This window comes from Niveispirillum fermenti, assembly GCF_052474395.1.
Genome location: NZ_CP156679.1, coordinates 289,370 through 313,237, shown reverse-complemented (window position 1 = coordinate 313,237; position 23,868 = coordinate 289,370). Strand labels below are relative to the sequence as shown.

General features: G+C 66.7%; 20 protein-coding genes. 5 read left to right on the top strand and 15 right to left on the bottom strand.

The window, feature by feature from the left end; genetic code table 11:
• Position 1: 1 nt before the first annotated feature.
• From prpC to ABC728_RS05760, 4 genes are all read right to left on the bottom strand, one after another.
• A complete protein-coding gene (gene prpC, locus ABC728_RS05775; protein ID WP_416619211.1) occupies positions 2-1,171 on the bottom strand; it encodes a bifunctional 2-methylcitrate synthase/citrate synthase in 1,170 nt (389 codons plus the stop codon).
• Positions 1,172-1,335: 164 nt separating this feature from the next.
• Positions 1,336-2,982 carry an FAD-binding protein gene (locus ABC728_RS05770; protein ID WP_416619212.1) on the bottom strand — a complete coding sequence of 549 codons (1,647 nt, stop codon included), beginning with the start codon at positions 2,980-2,982 and terminating at the stop codon, positions 1,336-1,338.
• On the bottom strand, positions 2,982-4,307 hold the full coding sequence (locus ABC728_RS05765) for an aromatic ring-hydroxylating oxygenase subunit alpha (RefSeq protein ID WP_416619213.1): 1,326 nt from the start codon (positions 4,305-4,307) through the stop codon (positions 2,982-2,984). The genes ABC728_RS05770 and ABC728_RS05765 overlap by 1 nt, the downstream gene beginning before the upstream one ends.
• 115 nt (positions 4,308-4,422) lie before the next feature.
• Positions 4,423-5,568 carry an acyl-CoA dehydrogenase family protein gene (locus ABC728_RS05760; RefSeq protein ID WP_416619214.1) on the bottom strand — a complete coding sequence of 382 codons (1,146 nt, stop codon included), beginning with the start codon at positions 5,566-5,568 and terminating at the stop codon, positions 4,423-4,425.
• Between the two features lie 256 nt (positions 5,569-5,824).
• Here ABC728_RS05760 and ABC728_RS05755 point away from each other — a divergent pair, with 256 nt between their 5' ends.
• The 3 genes from ABC728_RS05755 to ABC728_RS05745 are packed head-to-tail and all read left to right on the top strand — an operon-like array spanning position 5,825 to position 9,704.
• Positions 5,825-7,927: a 3-hydroxyacyl-CoA dehydrogenase NAD-binding domain-containing protein gene (locus ABC728_RS05755; protein ID WP_445376414.1), complete on the top strand. Its 2,103-nt coding sequence runs from the start codon at positions 5,825-5,827 to the stop codon at positions 7,925-7,927.
• Positions 7,928-7,948: 21 nt separating this feature from the next.
• Positions 7,949-8,758 carry an enoyl-CoA hydratase/isomerase family protein gene (locus ABC728_RS05750; protein WP_416619216.1) on the top strand — a complete coding sequence of 270 codons (810 nt, stop codon included), beginning with the start codon at positions 7,949-7,951 and terminating at the stop codon, positions 8,756-8,758.
• On the top strand, positions 8,715-9,704 hold the full coding sequence (locus ABC728_RS05745) for a 3-hydroxyacyl-CoA dehydrogenase NAD-binding domain-containing protein (protein WP_416619217.1): 990 nt from the start codon (positions 8,715-8,717) through the stop codon (positions 9,702-9,704). The genes ABC728_RS05750 and ABC728_RS05745 overlap by 44 nt, the downstream gene beginning before the upstream one ends.
• A 125-nt stretch (positions 9,705-9,829) precedes the next feature.
• Here ABC728_RS05745 and ABC728_RS05740 read toward each other — a convergent pair whose 3' ends face one another.
• The 4 genes from ABC728_RS05740 to ABC728_RS05725 all read right to left on the bottom strand — a co-directional run bounded on the left by ABC728_RS05740 (position 9,830) and on the right by ABC728_RS05725 (position 14,064).
• A complete protein-coding gene (locus ABC728_RS05740) occupies positions 9,830-10,963 on the bottom strand; it encodes an acyl-CoA dehydrogenase family protein (protein ID WP_416619218.1) in 1,134 nt (377 codons plus the stop codon).
• 11 nt (positions 10,964-10,974) lie between these two features.
• On the bottom strand, positions 10,975-12,162 hold the full coding sequence (locus ABC728_RS05735; RefSeq protein WP_416619219.1) for an acyl-CoA dehydrogenase family protein: 1,188 nt from the start codon (positions 12,160-12,162) through the stop codon (positions 10,975-10,977).
• Positions 12,163-12,265: 103 nt separating this feature from the next.
• A complete protein-coding gene (locus tag ABC728_RS05730; RefSeq protein WP_416619220.1) occupies positions 12,266-13,102 on the bottom strand; it encodes an alcohol dehydrogenase catalytic domain-containing protein in 837 nt (278 codons plus the stop codon).
• Positions 13,103-13,191: 89 nt separating this feature from the next.
• Complete coding sequence (locus ABC728_RS05725) at positions 13,192-14,064, bottom strand: IclR family transcriptional regulator (RefSeq protein ID WP_416619221.1); 873 nt, start codon at positions 14,062-14,064, stop codon at positions 13,192-13,194.
• 279 nt (positions 14,065-14,343) lie between these two features.
• On the opposite strand from ABC728_RS05725, the gene ABC728_RS05720 reads away from it, so the two are divergent.
• Positions 14,344-15,162 carry an IclR family transcriptional regulator gene (locus tag ABC728_RS05720; RefSeq protein ID WP_416619222.1) on the top strand — a complete coding sequence of 273 codons (819 nt, stop codon included), beginning with the start codon at positions 14,344-14,346 and terminating at the stop codon, positions 15,160-15,162.
• A gap of 85 nt (positions 15,163-15,247) precedes the next feature.
• Here the strand turns inward: ABC728_RS05720 and ABC728_RS05715 are convergent, their stop codons facing one another.
• The 5 genes from ABC728_RS05715 to ABC728_RS05695 form a co-directional block, all read right to left on the bottom strand.
• Complete coding sequence (locus ABC728_RS05715; protein ID WP_416619223.1) at positions 15,248-16,480, bottom strand: amidohydrolase family protein; 1,233 nt, start codon at positions 16,478-16,480, stop codon at positions 15,248-15,250.
• Positions 16,481-16,644: 164 nt separating this feature from the next.
• The gene (locus tag ABC728_RS05710; RefSeq protein WP_416619224.1) at positions 16,645-17,793 is read right to left on the bottom strand and encodes a Gfo/Idh/MocA family protein; all 1,149 of its coding nucleotides are present in this window, start codon (positions 17,791-17,793) and stop codon (positions 16,645-16,647) included.
• Between the two features lie 113 nt (positions 17,794-17,906).
• Positions 17,907-19,067: an acetyl-CoA acetyltransferase gene (locus tag ABC728_RS05705; protein WP_416619225.1), complete on the bottom strand. Its 1,161-nt coding sequence runs from the start codon at positions 19,065-19,067 to the stop codon at positions 17,907-17,909.
• Complete coding sequence (locus ABC728_RS05700) at positions 19,064-19,423, bottom strand: Zn-ribbon domain-containing OB-fold protein (protein ID WP_416619226.1); 360 nt, start codon at positions 19,421-19,423, stop codon at positions 19,064-19,066. The genes ABC728_RS05705 and ABC728_RS05700 overlap by 4 nt, the downstream gene beginning before the upstream one ends.
• Before the next feature lie 3 nt (positions 19,424-19,426).
• Positions 19,427-20,197, bottom strand: coding sequence for an enoyl-CoA hydratase/isomerase family protein (locus tag ABC728_RS05695; protein ID WP_416619227.1), 771 nt, complete (start codon positions 20,195-20,197; stop codon positions 19,427-19,429).
• A 172-nt stretch (positions 20,198-20,369) separates the two neighbouring features.
• Here ABC728_RS05695 and ABC728_RS05690 point away from each other — a divergent pair, with 172 nt between their 5' ends.
• Complete coding sequence (locus ABC728_RS05690; protein WP_416619228.1) at positions 20,370-21,551, top strand: acetyl-CoA C-acyltransferase; 1,182 nt, start codon at positions 20,370-20,372, stop codon at positions 21,549-21,551.
• A gap of 9 nt (positions 21,552-21,560) precedes the next feature.
• On the opposite strand, the gene ABC728_RS05685 is transcribed toward ABC728_RS05690, so the two are convergent.
• Positions 21,561-22,247: an SDR family NAD(P)-dependent oxidoreductase gene (locus ABC728_RS05685; RefSeq protein ID WP_416619229.1), complete on the bottom strand. Its 687-nt coding sequence runs from the start codon at positions 22,245-22,247 to the stop codon at positions 21,561-21,563.
• Positions 22,244-23,806 carry a class I adenylate-forming enzyme family protein gene (locus ABC728_RS05680; protein ID WP_416619230.1) on the bottom strand — a complete coding sequence of 521 codons (1,563 nt, stop codon included), beginning with the start codon at positions 23,804-23,806 and terminating at the stop codon, positions 22,244-22,246. Before ABC728_RS05680 ends, ABC728_RS05685 begins: the two co-directional genes overlap by 4 nt.
• Between the last annotated feature and the right edge of the window lie 62 nt (positions 23,807-23,868).

Sequence of the window (23,868 nt, the reverse complement as noted above, 5' to 3'; positions counted from 1 at the left end):
CTCACTGCCGCTGGTCGATGGCGACGAAGGCGCGGTCTTCCGGGCCGACATAATTGGCGCTGGGCCGGATGATCTTGTTGTCGATACGCTGTTCGATGATATGCGCGGCCCAGCCCGAGGTGCGGGCGATGACGAACAGGGGCGTGAACATCGCGGTCGGCACACCCATCATGTGGTAGGAGACGGCGCTGAACCAGTCCAGGTTCGGGAACATGCGCTTCACTTCCCACATCACGGCTTCCAGCCGGGCGGCGATATCGAACATCTTCGTCGATCCGGCCTCCTGCGACAATTGCAGGGCGGTGCGCTTGATCACCTCGTTTCGCGGGTCCGACACGGTGTAGACGGGATGGCCGAAGCCGATCACGACCTCCTTGCGTTCCACACGGGCGCGGATGTCGGCTTCCGCCTCGTCGGGGTTGTCGTAACGCTTCTGAATCTCGAACGCGACCTCGTTGGCGCCGCCATGCTTGGGTCCCCGCAGGGCACCGATGGCCCCCGTGATGGCGGAATACATGTCCGAGCCCGTGCCGGCGATGACGCGGCCGGTGAAAGTGGAGGCGTTGAATTCATGCTCGGCATAAAGGATCAGGGAGGTATGCATCGCCCGTTCCCACAAGGGCGATGGCTTCTTCCCGTGCAGCAGGTGCAGGAAATGCGCCCCGATGCTGTCATCGTCGGTATCGACCTCGATGCGCTTGCCATTGGTCGACCAGTGATACCAGTAAAGCAGCATCGACCCCAGCGACGCCATCAGCCGGTCGGCGATGTCGCGCGCACCGGGAATGTTGTGATCGTCCTTTTCCGGCAGGGCGCAGCCCAGCGCCGACACACCGGTGCGCATCACATCCATGGGATGGGCCGATGCGGGCAGGCATTCCAGGGCCTGCTTCACATGGGTCGGCAGGCCGCGCATGGCGCGCAGCCGGGCCTTGTAGGCGCGCAGTTCGGCACCGGTCGGCAGCTTGCCATGGACCAGCAGATGGGCCACCTCCTCGAACTCGCAGCGTTCGGCGATTTCCAGGATGTCATAGCCGCGGTAATGCAGATCGTTGCCGGACTTGCCGACCGTGCAAAGCGCGGTGTTGCCGGCGGTGACGCCGGACAGGGCCACGGATTTCTTGGGCTTGAAGGGAACGGATGCCGCGGCGTCGGGCGCTATGGCGTTCATGGGGCTGTTTCCTGTCCGTATGATGCATGGCAGCGACAGGAGGGCTGTTCCCAACCTTCGCCGATGCCCGCATCATCGGGAGAGGACACCGCTTGGTGAATGGCTGAAATGGTGAAGATTTGCCGAGACGATCCTGCGAATTGGTGAAGGTTGTGAAGGGGCAATCAGTCCCCGCAGGCGTGCCGCGCGGCCAGCCAGGCGAACACGAAGGAAGCGGCGATGCTGGCCCCCGCGCCCGGATAGACCCGTCCCATCACCGAAGCCGTGCTGTTGCCCGTGGCATAGAGCCCGTCGATGGCACTGCCATCCCCCCGCAGGACCCGGGCATGTTCGTCCGTGACGATGCCACCGGCCGTGCCGACATCGCCCGGCACCATCTTGAAGGCCAGGAAAGGCGGCTTGTCGATGGCGCCCAGGTTGGGATTGGGCTTGGTCCAGGGATCGCCGAACCAATTGTCATAGGCGCGTTCACCGCGGTGGAAGTCCAGATCCCGGCCGGTGGCGGCGAAGCCATTGAAGCGCGCCACCTCCTCCGTCAGTGTGTCGGGGTCCAGCCCGGTCTTCACCGCCAGTTCGCGCAGGCTGTCGGCCTTTAGCATGTATCCGCTGGTCTCCCAGTCGGCCGGGGTCTTGCCCGGCGGCTGGGTGCCCCAGGCATAGCGCTGGCGATGGCGGCTGTCCATGATCACCCAGGCCGGCACGCCGGCCCTGTACAGCGCCTGGCCGTTCGCCATGTAGGACTGGCTTTCATTCATGATGCGCCGGCCGTTCTGGCCGACGACGATGACGTGCGGCTTCGACAGGTCGGTCACGTGCATGTAGACCTCACCCGATGGCGGCAGCGTGCCCGGCACCCACCAGGCCTGATCCATCAGGTCCAGGGCGGCACCATGGGCCTGGGCGATCTCGATCATCTCGCCCGTGTCGCCGGGATTGGCATTGGTCCAGCCGGTAGACGCCGGCTTGGGCCCGTATTGGTCACGCATGCGCTGATTATGGGAGAAGCCACCGGCATTGATCAGCACCCCGTCGCGCGCCTGGATGCGGCGCGTGACACCGTCGGGACCACGGGTAACGACACCGGTGACCCTTCCGGCCGTCTCCACCAGTTCCACCACGCCGGTATCGGTGCGGATGGGCACGCCCTTGGCATCGGCCAGCATCAGCATGCGGCCCTGCAGGGACCCGCCATAGGACAGCATGGGCTTGCCCGTCTTCTGCGCCTGCCGCAGACGCCACAGCAGTTTCACACCTTCCCACATGCCACGCGGCGTCCGGGTGGCCAGGGTGATGTTGCGGGTCTGGTCGACGGGCAGCGGCATGACCATGGGTCCCAGCCGCAGCCTGTCGAACAGCGGCCCCATCTCCCTGGCATGCAGCATGGGGGCAGCCAGCGACCGGCTTTCCGGACAGCCGCCCTCCAGGTCGTCGTAATAGTCCGACCAGCCATGGGCGCGGATGAACGCCATCCCCTGCGCCTCCAGAAAGCGCACCATCTCCGGCCCCGCCTTCAGGAAGGCGTCCTTGCGGGCCGGGGTCGATCCGGGACCGGCATCATCGCCGACGACGCGGTAAAGGTAGGTGCGGGCCGCCTCCTCGCTGTCCTTGATGCCGTGACGGGCCTGCAAGGGGTTGTTGGGCACCCACAAAACCCCGCCCGACATGGCCGTCGACCCGCCGATCTTGTCGGTCTTCTCCAGGATCAGCGGCTGCTTGCCGATGGTTTTCAGGTACAGACCGGCCGCCATCGACCCGCCGCCGGACCCGATGATGATGAAATCCGTGCTTTCGTCCCAGGCCTGGTTCGTCATCAGTTCTTGTCCGCCAGATAATGGTGCAGCGTCGCGTGGAAATTGCTGATGGCCCGTTCCTGGACCGGGCTGGTGCGGGCGCCCTTGAACGCGCGCGACTTCATGCCCTTCTGCACCTCGCCCATATTGGCGAAATCCTGTTCCAGGATCAGGCCCCAATCGACCTTGGCCCAGTCGGCACCATGCTCGACCTCAACGCCCGGCTCCGCCCCCTCGGCGAACCGTTCCATGACGTTGATCTCGAAAATGCAGCTATCGGGATCGTCGCCATTGGGACGGGCCCGGTAGAACAGCACGTTGGTCGGCTGGTGCAGGAAGACCAGGTTGGGGAAGATGTGCCAATCCGTACCGGCGGCCATCAGCGTTTCGATGGGAATATCGGGATAGGGCCGGCCGTTCTTCGCCGCCTCCTCCCGATGGAACTGGGCGAAAGCGCCATAGACCGCGTAAACGTCGCTGTCCTCCGGCAATTCCATCAGGCGTTTGCCCGCCGCCAGCATCTCTTCGGTTGTCGTGGCCTTCAGCGTGTCCCAGATTTCCTGGTTGAACTGGTACAGACCCTTGCGGAGATCGCCCTTCACCCCTTCCAGGCGCGGGCTGGGCAGCCCGAACAGGGCGGTCGGCGCATAGCCGAACATGCCATGCCTGCCCTTGGCGGCGCTGTAGGTCATGTCATCGAAATAGGGTAGCAGTTGCCGGTGCGTCGTCTGCACGTGATAGCCTTCGTTGAAGGCCTCCAGCGCCACTTTCCAGTTGCAGGGCATGACGACGCTTTTGCGCCAGACATAGCGCATCTTGTCGAACTCGAACGCATCCAGCATGGATTTGGCGGGTTCCAGGAACTCTTCCAGCGGTTCGGCGTCGGGGTTCATGTTGATGAAGACCCAGCCGCCCCAGGTGCCGACCTTGACCGGCACCAGCGCGATATCCTCGTCCTTCAGGCAATCGCCCCAATCCTGCCGGTCCACGACATCGACGGGCTGGCCCTCCAGCGACCATTTCCAGCCGTGATAGCGGCAATGGAAGCGCCCCATCTTGCCGCAGCCTTCCGTCAGGCGGCGGCCGCGGTGAGAACAGACATTGTAAAAGGCGGCGATGGCGCCCGATTGCTGCCGCACGACGGTGATGGACTCATCGGCGATATCGTAGGTGACGTAATGGCCGGGTTCGGCGATCTCCTCCTCCCGGCAGGCCATCTGCCAGACCTTCGGCCAAAGAAGCTGCTTTTCCAGGATGACATAGTCGCGGGAGATATAGGCCGCGGCCGGCACGAAATCCGGACGCACCGGCTCGCCATCGACCGTGCGCTGTGCATCGCCACTCATCTGCATGTTCCTCCCTGTTACGCCCGAATCATCCCGGTAGCGGCCCGGCCCGTTCTACATGGATTTTTTCTGCGACACCGCTGATTTCATGTCATGTCCGGAAAAGCCGGCACCATTACCCACCCTGCGCGAACCGCCGGTCGAAGACATTCTCCGCGATGCGGTTCAGCAGGATTTCAATGGTGCCGCCCGCGATCATCCAGCCGCGCGTGCGACGCAGGCAATATTCGATCAGCGCGTCTTCGCCGAATCCTGATCCGCCCATGATCTGCATCGCCTCGTTGGCGCAATCAAATCCTGCGCGGTTGCAGGCCACCTTGGCAATCGCCGTCTCCTCCGCCGACGGGAAACCCGCATCGGCGTTGGTCGCAGCACGGTAGAGCAGCAGTTGCGCCGCATCCAGCTTCACCTTCATTTCCGCGAATTTCCATTGCAGGCCCTGGAATTCGCACAAGTGCCGGCCGAACTGCTTGCGGGTCCGGGCATGTTCGATGGCCGCGTTGTAGGCGTAGCGGCCCAGGGCCAGGCTGCGGGCCGTATTGCCGATGCGCTCCACATTGAAGCCGGCGATCTGCTTCTTGAACCCACCCGGCCCCAGCAGGACCTTTTCCTTCGGCACATAGACATTGTCGAAGAACAGCGGGTTCCATTCCTCTCCCGACAGAAAGCGGACGGGCTTGCCGAAGGTGAAGCCCTCCTGCCCGCGCTCGATCAGCACCGATCCGATATTGCCCGTGCCCGGTCCATAGCGGACATAGACCAGGAAGACGGTGGCGTGCAGGCCGTGGGTGGTGAATATCTTCTGCCCCGTGATGCGGAACCCGTCGCCATCAGGCACCGCCGTCGTGGTCAGTTCCGTAACGGCGGAACCGGCATTGGGCTCCGTCATGGCGACGGCGATCAGCCCGTCGCCCTTCAGCAGCGGCTGAAGATATTCCACCTGCTGCTGGGGAGAGGCGAAGCCGGCAAAGGTGCGGATGGCGCCGAAATTGCCGGCCTGGATGACATCCGCCGACCGGGGGCACACGGCCGCCACCTGTTCGATGGCCAGCACGGCATCCATCAGGGACCCTCCGACGCCGCCCTTCTCCTCCTCGATCGTGATGCCGAGCAGGCCCTGTTCGGCCATCGCGCGGGCGACGTCCCAGGGGTAATCGTCGGCATGGGCACGGGCCAGGGCCCCGTCGGCCAGGTGGCGCCGGGCGAAGGCCGCGACCGAATCCCGGAAAAGCGTCTGTTCCTCGGTCAGGTTGAAATGCATTCTCGTCGTCCCATGCAAAGGGTTCACCGCCAAAGCTGCGGTGACAGGTCGGGATTCTGCATAAGGCAAGGTGAACCCGGACGGCGAGCGCTGTCGGCGGCCGACGCCAAGCCTTCACATCCGCGATGGGTTCCCGCCGGGGCCCCCGCCTTTCTTGACAGTCAGGCGCCCCGGACGGCTGGTGAAGCTGTGGGCGATGGTATGCGCCCGTCCCGATCCCAAGCCTTTGAGAGTGGCCGGACACGCCATGACAGACATGAACCAAGTCATCACCACCCGCGTCGACGGCGATATCGGCGTGATCATCTCCGACAACGCCCCCGTCAATGCCCTGGGCTTTGCCGTCCGGGACGGGCTGGTGCAGGCGCTGGCCGCGCTGAATGCGGACGCCCGGGTCCGGGTCATCGTGCTGGCCTGCGCCGGCCGCACCTTCTTTGCCGGCGCCGATATCACGGAATTCGGCAAGCCCAAGCGCGAACCGGTGCTCCAGGCCGTTATCGCCGCCCTGGAAACCTCCGCCCGGCCCGTCATCGCCGCCATCCACGGCACGGCATTGGGCGGCGGGCTGGAAGTGGCGCTGGGCTGTGCCTTCCGCGTGGCCGTGCCATCGGCCAAGGTCGGGCTGCCGGAGATCAATCTGGGCCTGCTGGCCGCGGCCGGCGGCACCCAGCGCCTGCCCCGCCTGATCGGCCCGGAAAAGGCGCTGGAATTCTGCCTGTCGGGCAAGCCCGTCTCCGCCGGGGAGGCACTGGCCCTGGGCATCATCGACCATGTGGCCGAGGGTGATGTGGTTCAGGCCGGCCTCGATTTCGCCCGCCGCGTCATCGATGAGGCAATTCCCGCCGTGCCCGTGCGCGATCGGGAAGAAAAACTGGCCGCCACCCGCGCCGACCCGTCGGCATTCGACGCGGCGGCCGAAAACTGGGCCCGGAGAACCAGGGGCCAGGTGGCACCCGCCGCCAACATCGCATCGGTCCGCCGGTCCTTCACCCTGCCCATCGACCAGGCACTGGCAGCGGATGCCGCCGCCATCGCCGACCTGATCGCCGGCAGCCAGTCGCGCGCCCTGCGCCACCAGTTCTTCGCGGAGCGGGAAGCCGCCAGAATCCCCGGCATGCCGGCCGGCATCACCCCGCGCCCGGTGGATAAGGTGGCCGTGATCGGTGCCGGCACCATGGGCGGCGGCATCGCCATGAGTTTCGTGGCGGCCGGCATTCCCGTCCTGCTGATCGATGCGACACAGGACGCGCTGGACCGCGGCATGGACCGTATCCGCGCCAATTATGCCGGTTCCGTCAAGCGCGGATCGCTGGCCCAGGCGCGCATGGATGCCCGGATGGCGCTGCTGTCCGGCGCCACGGACCGCAAGGCGGCGGCCGACGCCGATCTGGTGGTGGAAGCCGTGTTCGAGGATATGGACCTGAAGAAGACCATCTTCCGCGAACTGGACGCCATCACCCGGCCCGGCACGGTCCTGTCATCCAACACATCCGCCCTGGATGTGGACGAGATCGCGTCGGTCCTGACGCGGCCGGAGGATTTCCTGGGCCTGCATTTCTTTGCGCCGGCCAATGTCATGAAACTGCTGGAAGTGGTGCGGGCCGCGAAGACCGGGCACCACGCCATCGCCACCGCCATGGCCGTGGGCAAGCGTATCGGCAAGGTGCCGGTCCTGTCCGGCAATTGCGACGGCTTCATCGGCAACCGCATCATCGCCAAGCGTTCCGCCGCTGCCGAGCGGCTGCTCCAGCAGGGGGCGTTGCCGCCGGATATCGATGGCGCGCTGAAGGCCTTCGGCTTTCCCATGGGGCCGCTGGAGATCAACGACATGTCGGGACTGGATGTCGGCTGGTCCATCCGCAAGCGGCGCGGCACGCCCTTCCCCATCGCCGATGGTATCTGCGAGCGCGGATGGTTCGGGCAGAAGACGGGCCAGGGTTACTACCGCTACGAACCCGGCAGCCGCACCCCCCTGCCCAACCCGGATGTGGAGACGCTCATTCTCGACACATCCGCCCGCCTGGGCATCACACGGCGGGAGATCGGGCGCGAGGAGATCACCGAGCGCCTGTTGTATCCCCTGATCAACGAGGCGGCGCGGGTGGTCGAGGAAGGGATCGCCCTGCGCCCGTCGGATGTCGATGTCGTCTATGTCAACGGCTATGGCTGGCCCCGCTGGCGCGGCGGGCCGCTGTTCCATGCCGACGAGGTCGGGCTTGCCACCATCGTGGCGCGGCTTGACGCCTTCCGCGCCGATACCGACGATCCTTCCCTGGAACCGGCCGCCTTGCTGCGCACGCTGGCCGACCAGGGCTCAACCTTCGCAGAATGGCAGAAAAGCCGCGCCGGAAACCCATAAGCGCGGATAATGGAGACAAGCATGGTCGATTACAGCAAGTACCAGTTCCTGAAGGTTGAGATCGACGCCAACGGCGTCGCCACCGTCACCATGAACGATCCGGACAAGCTGAACGCCGTCGGGCCGGAAAACCACAAGGAACTTGAATATATCTGGGTCGACCTGGCCCAGGATGAAAGCATCAAGGCCATCGTCTTCACAGGGGCGGGCCGCGCCTTTTCCGCCGGGGGCGACATCAAGAAGATGGCGGCCCGCGCCGGCACGGAATATGGCCTGAAATACGCCCTGCGCGTGCCGCAGAACACGTTGCGCATCTTCGAGCACATGCTGCTGACGCCCCAGCCCGTGATCGCCGCCGTCAATGGCGATGCCATTGGCCTGGGGATGACCATCGCCCTGTTCTGCGACATGAGCGTCGTGGCCGACGATGCCCGCCTGGGCGATACGCATGTGAAGGTGGGTCTGGTGGCCGGTGATGGCGGGGCCGTGGTCTGGCCACTGCTGGTCGGGCCGCAGCGTGCCAAGGAATTCCTGATGCGCGGCAAGCTGCTGCGCGGCAAGGAGGCCGAGGGCATGGGGCTGGTGAACTATTCCTTCCCCAAGGAGGATGTGCTGGCCGAGGCGCACAAGATCGCGACGGAGATCGCCTCCAATCCCATCTGGGCCGTCCGCTGGTCCAAGGCGGCCGTCAACAAGCAGTTGAAGGCGCAGTTGAACCAGATCCTGGAACTGTCCATCGCCTATGAATCCCTGACCATGCTGACCCAGGACTATAAGGAGGCCGTCAATGCCTTCGCCGAAAAGCGCAAGCCCGAATTCCAGGGCTTCTGAGGCGGGCCGCTACCGGGGGCTGGAAAGTATCCGGCGGGTCGGCGTGGTCGGTGCCGGCCTGATCGGCGGGGGGTGGGTCGCAGCCTTCCTGGGCCGGGGCTATGACGTCTCGGTCCAGGACCCCTCTCCCGGCACGGAGGCGCGGCTGCGCGCCCAGGTGGCGGCAGCCTGGCCGGCGCTGGAAAGCCTGGGGCTGGCCGCGGGCGCCAGTCCGGACCGGCTGACCTTCCACACCAGCCTCACCATGGCGCTGGAAGGTGCCGATTTCGTGCAGGAGAATGCGCCGGAACGGCCGGAGGTGAAGGCCGCCCTCTATGCGCAGTTGGGCGACGTCCTGCCGGCCGATGTGATCATCGCCAGCAGCACGTCGGGCCTGCCCGTCAGCCTGCTGCAGCGGGATTGCCGGCATCCACAGCGCTGCGTGCTGGGCCACCCGTTCAACCCCGTCCACCTGATGCCGCTGGTGGAACTGGGCGGAGGGGAGCAGACCGATCCTGCCGCCATTGACACCGCGACATCATTCTATGTCGCCATGGGCAAGGAGCCCGTGCGGCTGGACCGGGAAATCGTCGGGCATATCGCCAACCGGCTGACCAGCGCCATGTTCCGGGAGGCCGTGTCGCTGGTGGCCGGCGGCTATGCGACCGTGGCCGACGTGGACCGGGCCATCCGGTTCGGCCCTGCGCTGAAATGGGCCGTGCAGGGCCAGTTCACGACCTTCCATACCGGCGGCGGCGATGCCGGCATGGAAGGGTTCCTGCGCCATTTTGCACCCGGCATCATGAACCGCTGGCGGACCATGGCCGACCCGGACCTGGCTGACCCGGACCTGCAGGCGAAACTGACGGCGCAGGTAGCGGAGGCGAACGGCCACAGGCCCGTCGCCGACATTGCCCGGCAACAGGACGCCATGGTCCTGCGGCTGTTGCAGGCGCTGGCGGAATAACCCTCAATCCGGTTCCGAAATGAAAAGACCGCCCGGTGTGATGCCGGACGGTCTTTTCATTTCGGAACCGTATCATCCGCGCCAGCCGGCGCGGATATCGGGGTCAAGATTTCTCGCCCCCGATATCAGGCGATGGCGGGCAAGCCACCGGCCGCGGCCAGAATGTCCATATGATGATCGCTGTCACCGAACAGGGCGTCGATGGCCGTCAGGCGTTTGAAGCCATGGCCCACCTTGTATTCCGTGGTCAGGCCGATGGCGCCGTGCATCTGCACGGCCTGCTGGCCCACGAACCGCCCCGCCTGCCCGATCTTGGCCTTCACGGCCGCGATATGCAGCCGGCGTTCATCCGCCGGCCGGTCGAGCGACAACGCCGCCACCATGGCCATGGAGCGCGACAGTTCCACCTGCATCAGCATGTCCACGGCGCGGTGCTGCAGCGCCTGGAAGCTGCCGATGGCCACGCCGAACTGCGTGCGGGTGCGCAGATATTCCGCCGTGGTCTCCAGGATATCAGCCATGATGCCGACCGCTTCCGCCGCCAGGGCCGCGTTGGCCTCCTCGAACACCGCGTCCAGGATGGTGGCACCCCCGTCCGCCGTGCCCAGCAGGGCGGCTGCGGGCACGCGCACACCCGTCAAACCGATGTCGGCCAGCCGCACGCCGTCATAGCCGGTGCGGGGCGTCCGGCTGACACCGTCCGTGCCGGCATTGACCAGGAACAGCCCCACCCCGTCCGGCGTGGTGGCGCTGACCACCAGTTCATCCGCCGCGTGGCCGGCGATCACCGCGACCTTCGCCCCGTCCAGCCGCCAGCCGCCGTCCACCGGCACGGCCCGCGTGGCCAGCCGGTGGCTGGTGTGGCGCGGGCCGGGCCATTCCTGATGCGCCAGGGCCATGACATGCTCACCCGCAATGATGGAAGGCACCCGCGCGGCCCGCTGGCCGGCGTCACCCGCCCGGCGCAGTACGCCGCCCGCCAGCACAATGGTGGCAAGGTACGGCTCCAGCGCCAGCCCCTTGCCCAACGCCTCCATCACCAGCATGATTTCGACAGGCCCGCAGCCGAAACCGCCATCCGCCTCGGCGAAGGGCAGGCCCAGCAGACCCATTTCCGCCATGGCGGCCCAATGGTCGCGGCTGAACCCCTCCGGCTGCTTCATGGCCTTTTCGCGGGCGTGGAAATCATAGCGGTCGGCCATGAGGCGGCCGACGCTTTCCGACAGCAGCCGCTGCTCGTCATTCAGATCGAAATCCATGGCTTTCTTCCTCAAAGGCCAAGAACGGTCTTGGCGATGATGTTCTTCTGGATCTCGTTGGAACCGCCGAAGATCGAGACCTTGCGCATGGTGAAGTAAAAGGGGGCCGCCGCTTCCAGCCAGCCATACGGTCCCTGGTCGCCATGGTGGCCGTGGTCAGGCACCGGCAATCCCGCCGGGCCGGCCAGTTCAAGGGCCAGTTCTGTCATGCGCTGCTGCAGCTCCGTTCCGCGGACCTTCAGGATGGAGGCGGCGCTGCCCGCCCCACCGCCATGGCTGTCGGCGGCGACCACTCGCAGTTGCGTCAGTTCCAGCGCACGCAGGTCGACCTCCACCTCTGCCAGACGCCGGCGCAGCCGTTGCCGCTCCGCATCCGACAGGATGCCGCGGGCATGCAGGTCCGCCTCCAGATGACGAAGCTGCGACAGCCGTTCCTTCGACAGGCCGATGCGGGCGATGCCGCTGCGCTCATGCCCCAGCAGGTGCTTGGCATAATCCCAGCCATGCCCCTCCTCACCGATGCGGTTGGCGACGGGCACGCGGACATCATCGAAGAACACCTCGTTGAGGTCGGCGATGCCGTCAATGGACGGGATGGGGCGGATGGTGATGCCCGGCGTGCGCATGTCCAGCAGCAGGAACGTGATGCCCTGCTGCTTGCGGCCGCCGCTGTCGGTGCGGACCAAGGCGAACATCCAGTCGGCATGCTGGGCCTGGGTGGTCCAGATCTTCTGGCCGTTCAGGACATAATCGTCGCCGTCGCGCAGGGCCGCCGTCTTCAGCGCCGCCAGGTCCGACCCGGCACCCGGTTCGGAGAAGCCCTGGCACCACCAATCATCGATATTGGCGATGCGGGGCAGGAAGCGGCGCTTCTGGGCGTCTGTCCCGAAGCGGGCGATGACAGGGCCGATCATGTTGACATTGAAGGGCGAGCCCTCGGGCGCATGGGCCAGGGCCATCTCCTCCTGGAAGATATAGCGCTGCGTGGGTGTCCAGGCCTGCCCGCCCCATTCCACCGGCCAGTTCGGTGCGGCCCAGCCGCGTGCATTCAGGATACGTTGCCAGCGGACGATGTCGTCCTTGCCCAGGTGCCGGCGCTCCACCATCTTGCGGCGCAGGTCGGCCGGCAGCGCATCGGCCAGGAAATCGCGCACCTGCTGGCGGAAGGCACGGTCGGCGTCGGTGAAATCCAGGTTCATGCTCATCATCCCGGTCTGCGTTCCGCCAGGAATGTGCCGCAGCGCCAGGGCGGGTCAACGCATGCCGGGCCGAAGGGGCCCAGCCTTCACATGGCCGATATTGTCAGGCGGCAAGGTCCAGCAGCACACGGCCCGCACCGGGCCCGCGCGCTGCGGTCACGGCTTCGCCCAATGCCGACAGCGGCCAGACCCCGCGCACAGGGGCGATCAGCGGCATGCCGTCCAGGCGGGCTGCCAGCATGCGGTAAAAGCCCCTGATATCGGGATCGGCCGCCTCGGCGGGGCGCAGGCTGAAACCCCGGATGGACAGGCCGCGCCCCGTCAGCAGGGTGGATGGCACCTGGCACGGCTGGCCCGACAGGTGGCCATAGACCAGCAGCGTTCCCCCCGGCGCCAGACAGGCCGCCAGCCGGCCCGTCGCCTCCCCCGCCACGCAGTCCAGGGCCAGGACCGCACAGCGCGCTGCCAGACGGGCCGCCAGATCGGGCCCGTCGCAAAAGGTATGACCGCTTCCGGCCCGGCCGATATCGATGACCGGCACCCCCAGGCCGGCCGCGAAATGCCGGACCAGCCCCGCCACGCCGGACCCAGGCGCATTCAGCAGGACAGGGTCACCGGCCCGCAGCGGCACCATGTGCAACAGCCGCCAGGCCGTGGCGGGGTTGATGCGCAGCAGGGCCGCCTGCGCATCGGCCAGACCGGCCGGCACCGGCACCAGATCGGCGGCGGGCAGCAACCGGTGGCTGGTCCAGTTCCCGCGGGTCAGGGGCAGGACGCGCATGCCGGGCACCAGGTCGGTGACACCGGCGCCAACCGCCAGCACCTCGCCCACCCCCTCCGCCCCCGGCACGGCCGGATAGGTCGGGGCGAAGGCATAGCGCCCGGCGATCAGCAACAGGTCGGCGGGGTTGACCGGGGCCAGCCGCATCGCGACCAGCACCTGCCCCGGTCCGGGTTGTGCGGGCAGTTGAAAGGAAACGGGCCGGGGATGCATCCCCGGCCCGTCCAGAACGGCGCGCAGGCCGGTTATCACGAAGCGTTGGCCGTGCGCGGGATGACCCGGCGGGTATAGCCCGTCGGCCAGACCGGCACCTGGCGGCCATTGGCCTGTTGTTGCTGGGCATCAGCGCGGGCGGCGGGCTTTGGGCGGGGCATGGGCAGCACCCCCTTGCGCTGCTCCTGCACGATCTCGACGATTTCCTCGGTGCGGGCACAGATGATGTCGGTCGGGGCCAGGACGCTCAGCACCAGCCGGTCCGTACCGCAGCGTGGGGGCAGCAGAACCGCCACCGATCCCGTGCCATCACCATGGTCGGGCGTGGCGATCCAGCCGCAATCACGCAGCCGGGCCAGTTCCTCCATATGCTCGGCCACCTTCACGCGACGGGCGGGGTCCTGTTCCTCCGCGTTCAGGCGGTGCAGGGCGGACCGCACATGCGTATCCTTGTAGGTGGACAGAAGCAGCCGCCCCTGCGGGCTGTGCAACAGGCAATCCGTGTTGCCGGCATGCTCGACAACGGCATGCTCGTGCAGCCCGTCGATCACATGCAGATGCTGGACGACATAGGATGTGGCCGTGGACAGGACCACGGTTTCGCCCAGCGCCTCCGCCACCCGGTCCAGCACGGTCACCACGGCCCCGCCCCGGAACAGCGCCGGGTCCACCCACGCCCCCAGCAGCGCCACGCGCGCCGTCGGGCTATAGGTTCGCTTGAAGCGGTCGTAATGAAGATAACCCAGCTTGGTCAGGCACCGCAGCAGCTCAGAGGTGCTGGACTGCGGGTAGGATAAAGCACGCGACAAGTCCATGACGGTCGCCGTGCGGTTCTTTCTGTCGAAATATTCGAGGATTTCCAGAACACGATAGGCAGACTTGATCGTTCGGCCGTCTTTATTGCTCATGGCGTCTTCCTTCCTCAACATGGCCACTTCTGTATGCGGCCTTGAGAAAACGGTATCCCATCGCCCATCTGATGCACAAGTTTTTCCGAACCCTGTTCGATTATCCGAACGCCATCCATCACATTCATGATATCGGCGGCCTTACGAACAGGGAAGGTGCCGGGGGGCTGTCTCTGTCGGCACTATTCGGCAACTACTCCGGGCACCGAAGGCGGTCCCCCGCCGGACCCGCCTGCCGCCCTCATGCCGAAACGCTCTGCCCGCCCGCGCGGAAACCTTATGAAACGCCTCGGACAATTGCTTGAACAGGAAGAAAACGGACGCGGGGTCGCCGGTTCCGGCCCGCGGGCCATGACCCGCGTGCTGCGCCTGTTCGACTGCCTGGCCCGCCGCCGGTCCGGCATGACGCTCTCGGAACTGAGCCAGGCCATGGGCGTGCCGAAAAGCACGTTCCTGGCCAGCCTGCGGGCGCTGGCGGCGGACGGGTTCCTGATCTGCGAGGATAATGTCTACCGGCTGGGGCCCTGTGCCTACCGGCTGGCCGGCAACATCATCATGGCATGGTCGCAGCCGGACATCGTGCGCCATTACGTGAAGGAACTGGCGGAGGCCACGGGCGAGTCCGTGGGCTTTGCCATCGCCGACTGGGATATCGGCCAGGCCATCTTCACCGATGCGGTGAACAGCGCCCAGCCCGTGCATTACGCCATGCGAGCCGGCATCCGCGCGCCGCTCTATGCCAGTGCGGCGGGGCGCGTGCTGCTGGCCTATGCCGCCCCCGACCAGCAGCATGATTATATCACGCGCGGTCATTTCCGTGCCCTCACGCCCTCCACACGGACGACACCGGACAGGCTGACGGAAAGCCTGGATGCCATCCGGCGGCTGGGCTATTGCGCCAGCTTCGGGGAGATGCTGAAAGACACGGCCGCCATCGCCGTGCCCGTCTTCGATGCATCCGACTGCGTCATCGGCGCCCTGATCGTGGCCGCCCCGCTGAACCGGCTGCGCGCGGGGTTTGAACCGTTGCTGGCCAGCATCCGGCATTATGGCCGGCTGGCCTCCGGCCTGCCCCCCGGCGACCCGGCCGAACCATAGAAAGAAAAAAGGCGGCACCCATCCGCTCCCTTTGGGGGAACGGACAGGTGCCGCCCAGGCGAGCCGGGAGGAACCGGCCGGACCGTCAGGGCGTCAGGCCCATGAAGCGCATGCCGTTTTCATACATGATCTTGCGGGTATCGCTGTCGCTGATCCCCTTGCAGGCCTCATCGGCGAAGTCGCGCGGCTTTTCCACGCCCTCGGCATGGGGGTAGTCGGAGCCCATCAGGATCCAGTCGGCATTGCCGACCTGATCGATGATGGCCTTTATATTGTCCTCCGGATAGGCCACGACCGCGACATTGCGGGCGAAGATACGGCTGGGCCGATCCTTCAACTGGCCACCGGGCCAATAGCCGTTCTTGGCCATGCCGCGGCACTTGTCCATCTTGGTCAGCATGGCCGGCACCCATTCGGCGCCGTTTTCCGCCGACAGCAGCTTCACATTGGGGAAGCGCTCGAAGAAGTTCCAGAAGATGAAGCTGGACAGCGTCTCCACCACCGGCCGTTCCGAATAGCCGTGCATCCAGACGAAGGCCGTCTGCTTGATGCGGGACTGCTGCACCGGCTCGCCCCAGACGGCCATGTGGTCCTTCATGTAGATGGCTTCCGACACGTGGAACACCACGCGCAGCTTCGCCTCGTTCACGATGGCCCAGAACCGGTCATGGTCGGGATGCGCCGGAGCCTTGCCGCCATAGGGTCCCATCGGCATCAGGATCACACGGGCACCGTTCGCGATGCACCAGCGCACCTGCTCGCACGCCTTGTCCAGATCGGCCAGGGTGATGATGGGCGCCGTGAAGATCCTGTCCTTGTAATTGAACTTCCAGTGATCCAGCATCCAGTGATTATAGGCGCCCAGCACCTCATGCGCCGCCGCCGGCTGATCCAGATAGGAAATGGCCGTGATCATGTTGCCGATGAACATGATGGCGCCGCGCACATCCCACTCGTCCATGCGGGCCAGGCGCGCCCCCGGCTCCATCATGTCGGCCGTCTTCTGGACATGCAGGTCGATATCGGCCTTGCCCTCCTTCATGGCGCGCAGCCATTCGTGCAGCTTGCCGGGCGCCGGCACCCGGCCATCCTCATGCAGGTGGTCGGCACTGATCTCGACCTTGCGGGCGCCCACATACATGGCGTACTGGCCATCGTCGCCGGTCTTGAAGCTGATTCCGTAATTCTTCTTGGCGCTGTCGGAAAGATAGGCGCTCCACGCCTCCTCCGTCTCCCAGTAATGGGTATCGGCGTCGAAGATGGGACCTTGATAGCGCGGGGCTGCCGCGCCCGGCTTGACTGCGGCCTGGCTGGTCATGGCTTTCCTTCCTGCATGCTTGCAAGGCTCTGATACGCAACAAATATTCTGTCGATTCCCTTGCTGATCGAAATTTAGCAGAGCGGAACCGCCCTGACAGGGGGCGGCATGGACGGGGGGCCCAGTGATCACCCATCTGATGGGTGCTGCCGCCGATACAGGGGTCACAGGTCGTGCGGCCGCAGCCAGCAGCGTTCCGCCGATGCCCGCTCCACCGCTTCCACGACCTTTTGGACGGCCGCCGCCTCGGTGAAGCTCGGTGAGCCCTCCCCGCCCGTGCGGATGGCCTGCACCATGTCGGCGAACATCCAGTCCATGGCGATGAGCGGCCGCGGCCCCGTCGCCGTGCAGCCCGGCACGCGGTGGAACCGCTCCTCGATCGTCACCGGCCGGCAGGCGCGCTCGCCATAGGGGACGGGCCTTGCATCACCGGCATGGAGTTGCGCCGACAGGCCATTGCCAAAGCTGCTGTCGGTCAGCAGAAGCCGACCCCGGTCGCCCCACACCTCCACCCGCCAGCCCTCCGTGTCGGGCACGCACCAGCCGGTCTGCAGGCTGCCGATGGCGCCATTGGCCAGACGCAGGGTGGCCGATCCCAGATCATGGGTGTCGGGACGGAGTACATCGCCATTGGGCAGGAACCATTCCGGCACGCCCGTCGTCAGCATGCCCGTCACCTCCTCCACCCCGCCCAGCAGATGGGTCAGGTAAAGCAGGGCATGCGTGGCGAAATTGCGCCAGCCGGACCCGCCGCTGGCCTTGTCGGCCAGCCAGTAATAGGGGTCCGTCGCCCCGGAATAGGCACTGTAGCAATAGGGCTTCCCGTTCTCCTCGAACAGGGGCAGGAAAAGCTGCACATTGAAGCCCAGCGGCCGGCCGATGAAGCCGGTATCGACCATGGCCTTCATCTGCTGTGCGGCGGGACTCCAGCGGAATTGCGCATCGACGACGCCGACGACACCCTTCGCACGCTGCAGGTCGCGCATGGCCACGGCATCGGCCACGCTGGTGGCAAAGGGCAGCGCGTCATAGACATGCTTGCCATGGCCAAGCGCCGCCATGACCATCGGAAAGCGGAAGGAGGGACGGGTGCCGACATCAATGATATCGAGGTCGGGATCGGCACACATCTCCTCATAGTTCCAATAGGCCTTGGGGATGGAAAAGGCCTTGGCCGCGGCTTCGGCGGTGTGCGGGCGCGCCGTGCAGATGGCCGCCACCTCCACCCCCGGCGTGCGCCGCCAGGCGGGCCCGTGGACCTTCAGGCTCCAGTTGGCGCTGATGATCCCGACCTTCAGAACCTTCTCCGTCATGACCGGCCCTTCCCAACTGTCCGAGATTTCCGGGCCATTTATAATGGCGCCTGCCGACGCTGCTGGCCTTCCCGCCGCCATCCATCACATGCGCGATGAAAGGCCGACCCCGGCTATAGGGTGGCTTGCCCGCCCAGCACCACGGTGGCCTGGCTGGACAGCACGCCGCCATTGCCATGGGCGACGGCCAGGTCCAGGTCCGGCACCTGCCGGTCCCCGGCCTCGCCCCGCAATTGCCGCACGGCCTCCACCAGCAGGAACAGCCCGTACATGCCGGGATGCACGCAGGAAAGGCCGCCGCCATTGGTGTTGACGGCCAGCCGCCCGCCCGGTGCGATGGCCCCATCCGCGACGAACGGCCCGCCCTCCCCCCTGGCGCAGAAGCCCAGATCCTCCAGGAACAGGATGGGGGTGATGGTGAAGGCATCGTACAGCATGGCCAGCCGGATATCGGCCGCCGTCACCCCGGCCTGGGCGAAGGCCTGCGCGCCGGAAATGGCGGCCCCCGTGCGGGTCAGGTCCGGCATGCCGGAAATCTCCCGGTGGGTGACGGCATGGGCCGCCCCCAGCACCGCGACCGGCGGCCGGCGCAGATCGCGGGCCCGGTCGGCCCGCACCATGACGATGGCCGCCGCCCCGTCATTGAACAGGCAGCAATCACGCACCGTCAGGGGGGTGGAGACCATGCGCGCCGACAATACCTGATCGATTGTCAGCGGGTCGCGCACCGCCGCCTCCGGGTTCCGCTGCGCCCAGGCGCGCGCCGCCACGGCCACCGCCGCCAATTGCTCGCGCGTCGTGCCATAAAGGTGCATGTGGCGGCTGGTCGCCAGCGCATAGGACGAGATGGGGGCCAGGGGCTGGTACGGCGCCTCCCAGGGCGATGACCGCGTCATGCCCACCGTCTTGGGCGGGTTGCTGGCCGGGTTGGCGCCATAGGCGATCAGGGCACAGTCGATCAGGCCCGCTGCCAGCGCCAGGGCCGCCTGCTGCACATAGACCTCGAACGCCGAACCGCCCGTGCGGTTGCAATCGGTGACCTTGGGCGTGATGCCCAGATACTCGGCCAGTTCCATCCCCCCCAGCGCCTCGAAGGGGGCGGAGGTGTACAGCGCATCGACATCGGCCAGGCTCAGCCCGGCATCGGCCAGCGCCAGCAGAGAGGCCCTGGCCGCCATGTCGACGGCGGCGACACCCGGGCAGCGGCCGATGCCGAAGGTCGCCGCCCCCGCGATGGATGCGGCACCGCGGGGAAATCCGTGACGATAATTCATGCGGGCACAAAGACCAGCAGCGGCTGGCCTTCCTCCTGGATGATGCGGGCACGCACGCGGGCGCCGATGGCGACCGCTTCCGGGGCGATGTCGATCACCCGGCTCATCAGCCGCGGGCCTTCATCCAGATCGATCAGCGCAACATTGTAATTCTCGGCCGGGTCCCGGCGCTGGATGGCGGTGGTGGCATGCACGGTTCCCGTCCCCGCCGCCTCCACCCATTCCAGGTCTTCCGCGCCAGTGCCGGGGGCGGCGATGCGGGGATGGAAGACGAAGGCCCCCGTCGACGCGCTGCGCTGGATCATGAACCGTCCCTGCGCCAGGAAGGCACGCCATTCCGCCTCGGGCTGGATCATCGTTCAGGCCCCCTTGAAGGCGGGCGGCCGCTTTTCCTTGAAGGCGGCAAGTCCCTCGTGATGGTCGTCGGTGCGGCTGGCGATGGGTTGCATGGTATATTCCATGTCCAGGAACTGATCGAAGCTGCTGCTGGCCGCCAGGTCGAACTGCCGCTTGGCCAGGCCCAGCGCCACCGTGGGTCCCGACGCCAGGCTGTGCGCCAGTTCCAGGGCGCGCTCCATCAGCCTGTCCCCGTCCACCTTCTCCAGCGCCAGGCCCAGTTGCACCGCCTCGTCGGCGCGGACCATGCGGCCGGAATAGGCGATTTCCTTGGCCCGCATGGCGCCGACATGCTGGCGCAGCAGCCAGACGGAACCGCCGTCGGGCGACAGGCCGATATTGCGGAAAATCTGCGCGAACTTCGCCCGCTCCGACACCAGAACGATGTCGCAGCACAGCGCATAGGCCCAGGCCACCCCGACGCACACACCCGGAATGGCGGCGATGGTCGGCTTTTTCAGGTGATAGATCGACCGGGCGATGCGGTGCAGCGTGTGCATCCGGTCCAGCGACCCGTTGATGCCCCCTACCCCCATATTCCCGACATCCATGCCGGAACAGAAATCCCCCCCGGCGCCGGTCAGCACGACGGCGCGGACGGCAGGGTCCAGGGCGATCTCGTCGAACGCTTCCCAAAGCTGGCGGCGCATCTCATGCGTAATGGCGTTCTTGGTTTCGGGGCGGTTCAGGGTGACGATGGCGATGCCGTCGCGGCGTTCAACGTCGATGGTCATGGATAGGCTCCCGAAGACTATTCTCCCCCGCGGGTTTCGGCCATTCGGGCGCGCGGGGCAAGGTGCCGGGCACGACATCGCAGACGTGATGATTTCCGCCTGCCCCGTGGCGCTGCGGCCGGCACTTCCCGTACCTGTGGGGTCGGAAAACCCTTCTCATGGAAGCCGACAGATGAACGAAGCCGCCATCGTCGCCACCGCCCGCACCGGCATCGGCAAGGCCCATCGCGGATCGCTGAACAATATTCACGGGGCCAGCATGGCAGGCCATGTCATCGAAGCCGCGGTGCGCCGCGCCGGCATCGATCCGGCAGAGGTGGAGGATGTGCTGCTGGGCACGGCGCGGGCGGAAGGCGCCGTCGGGTCCAACATCGCCCGTCAGGCCGCCTTGCGCGCCGGGCTGCCGCAAAGCGTGGCCGGCGTCACGCTGGACCGCAAATGTTCATCGGGGCTGCAGAGCATCGCCTTTGCCGCCCAGCGCATCCGGGCCGGCGAAGGCGGGATTTACGTTGCCGGCGGGGTGGAAACCGTCTCCCTGGTCGATCCGCATCGCAACAAATTCCGGACGCAGGATGATTGGCTGGCCTCCCATGTGCCGGCGCTCTACTGGCCCATGATCCGCACGGCTGACCTGGTCGCCACCCGTTACGGCATCAGCCGGGAGGCACAGGATGCATATGCCGTGGAAAGCCAGCGCCGCACCGACGAAGCCCAGCGCGCCGGCCATTTCGACGCGGAGATCGTGCCCGTCACCACCATCCGCAACGTCACCGACAAGGCGGGCGCCGTGACCGGGCAGGAGGAGGTGACGCTTTCCCGCGACGAGGGCAACCGCCCCGGCACCAGCATCGATGCGCTGGCCAGGCTGAAGCCCGTCGCTGAAGGCGGCACGACCACGGCCGGCAATGCCAGCCAGCTTTCCGACGGTTCGTCGGTCTGCGTGGTGATGGCGGCGGATGAGGCGGCGCAGCGCGGCCTGCCCATCCTGGGCCGGCTGGTCGGGTTCGACGTGGTGGGCTGCGCGCCGGAGGAAATGGGGATCGGCCCCGCGCTGGCCGTGCCGAAGCTGCTGCGCAAGCACCGACTGACCGTCGATGATATCGACCTGTGGGAATTGAACGAGGCCTTTGCCGTGCAGGTCCTCTATTGCCGCGACCAGCTGGGCATCCCCATGTCGCGCCTGAATGTCGATGGGGGGGCGATTTCCATCGGCCATCCGTTCGGCATGTCGGGGTCGCGCATGGTGGGGCACGCGCTGCTGGCCGGCCGGCGGCTGGGGGCGAAGCGCGCCGTGGTGACCATGTGCATCGGCGGCGGCATGGGGGCCGCCGCCTTGCTGGAGATCGGGGGCTGATGCCCCCCTTTACCCGCCGCGCGTCACGGGGATCAGCGCGCCGCTGATGCAGCGGGCCTGAGGGGACGCCAGGAAAGCGATCACCTGTGCGATGGCGTCCGCCGTCACCCATGTGGTGAAATCGGCATCCGGAATGTCGGCGCGGTTGGCCGGGGTGTCGATGATGCTGGGCAGCACGGCATTGACATTCACCCCCGTCCCCGCCAGTTCGGCCGACAGGCTTTCCGTCAGCCGGTGAACGGCCGACTTGGCGGCGGCATAGGCCCCCATGCCGGCCCCGGCCGTCAGCGACGCGGCCGATCCGATATTGACGATCCGCCCACTCCCCGCCGCCTTCAGGGCCGGCAGGGCCGCCTTGCTCATGGTGGCGCAGGTGACGGCATTCATGGCGTAAAGCCGCTGCCAGCCGGCAACGTCACCATCGGCCAGCGTCTGCCAGGCAAAACCGCCGGCCACATTGACCAACACATCGATGCCGCCGAAGGCCGCTGTCACCTCTGCCGCCACCCTGGCGGCGGCGGCACCGTCGGTCAGGTCCACGCCACCGATATCCAGACCGCCCGCACCGGCGGCATCCGGCGCCGTGGCTGCGAAATCCACCCGCGCCACACGGTCGCCCGACGCCGTAAAGGCGGCGGCAACGGCGCGGCCCAGCACGCCGAAGCCGCCGGTGACGATGATCGAACGTCCACTCATGATCCGCTTTCCCCCTGGATGATGCCGGTCCCGCCGGCAAATGCGCGGCGCAGGCTGATCTTGTCGATCTTGCCGCTGGGCAGCAGCGGCAGGGCGTCGACGAAGCGCACATGCCGCGGCTTCTTGTAACCGGCCAGCAGGCGCTGGCTGTGCGCAATGATCTCCTCCGCGGTGGGCCGGGTCCCCGCCCGGGGCACGATGACGGCCATCACCGTCTCGCCCCAGCGATCGTCCGGCACGCCGATGACGGCGACCGACGCCACGTCGGGATGCTCGGCCAGCGCCCGCTCCACCTCCTGGCTGTAGATATTCTCCCCGCCGGAAATGATCATGTCCTTCTTGCGGTCCACCAGAAAGATGTTGCCGGCCGGATCGGCGTAACCGACATCGCCCGTGCGCAGCCAGCCGTTGCGCAAAGCCTCGATCGTGGCCACGCTGTTGTTCCAGTAACCCGTCATCACTGATGCGCTGCGCAGCCAGAGCTCCCCCGGCACACCCGGCGGGCAGTCGCTGCCATCATCGGCCACGATGCGGATCGCCGCCTTGGCATTGGGCTGGCCGATGGAGGCCAGCAAACGGGCATCCGGCCCTGTCAGGGCATGCTTGTGCTTGGGCAGGCAGGTGCCATTCCCCTCGCTCATGCCCCAGCCATTCACGAAGACGGGGCCGAAGCGGGCCAGGGCACGGCGCAGCAGGGCCGGCGACATGGGCGCGGCGGCATAGGCGATGGTCTCCACGCTGCCGGTATCGACCTCGCGCCCCTCCGCAGCGTCCAGCACGGCTTGCAGCATCTGCGGCACGAAATGCAGGTTGGTGATGCGCTCCGCTGCCACGATCTCCAGCGCGCGGGCGGGATCGAAGGCGCGTTCGATGAACAGCGTGCCGCTGCGCCAAAGCTGGGCATAGCTGGAGGATTGGGCCCCCGCATGGAACAGCGGCATCACCACCAGCGACCGGCCGCCGGTGCGGAAATCGAACATCATGGCCATCTGCTCCCCCAGCGTCAGTTCCGCCAGGTGGGAGCGCATGACACCCTTTGGCCGGCCCGTCGTGCCACTGGTATAGATCAACGTCGCCAGTTCGCCGGGCTGCACCTGCTGGTCCGGCAGGCTGCCGGCCCCGCGGTCCATCAGGGCGTGATAGGGGATGGCCCAGTCGAAGGCATCGCTGTCCAGGCAGACATAAAGCCCGATGTCCAGCCGGGCGCGGATGCTGTCGATGGCGGGACCATAGGTCGCTTCGAAGATCAGGACCTGCGGGCGCGTATCGGTCAGGATATGCTCGAATTCCGGTGCCGCCAGCCGGAAATTCACGGTCGCCAGCACCAGACCGGACAGCCAGCAGCCGGCCATCACCTCCAGATAGGTGTCGCTGTTCATGGCCAGGATGGAGACACGGTCCTGCCGCTGGCACCCGCTGGCCAGCAGCGCCGCCCCCAACCGCTCCGACCGTTCCAGCAGGGCGCGGTTGCTGGTCCGCCGCCCGGCATGGACCGTGACGATGTCATCGGGAAAGAAACGGGCATTGCGGCGGACAAGATCGCCCAGGGACCGGATCATCACTGTTCTCACGAAAGCCGGGACAGGCGGGGGCCAACCCCCCGGAACCGCTTGTCCGGCAG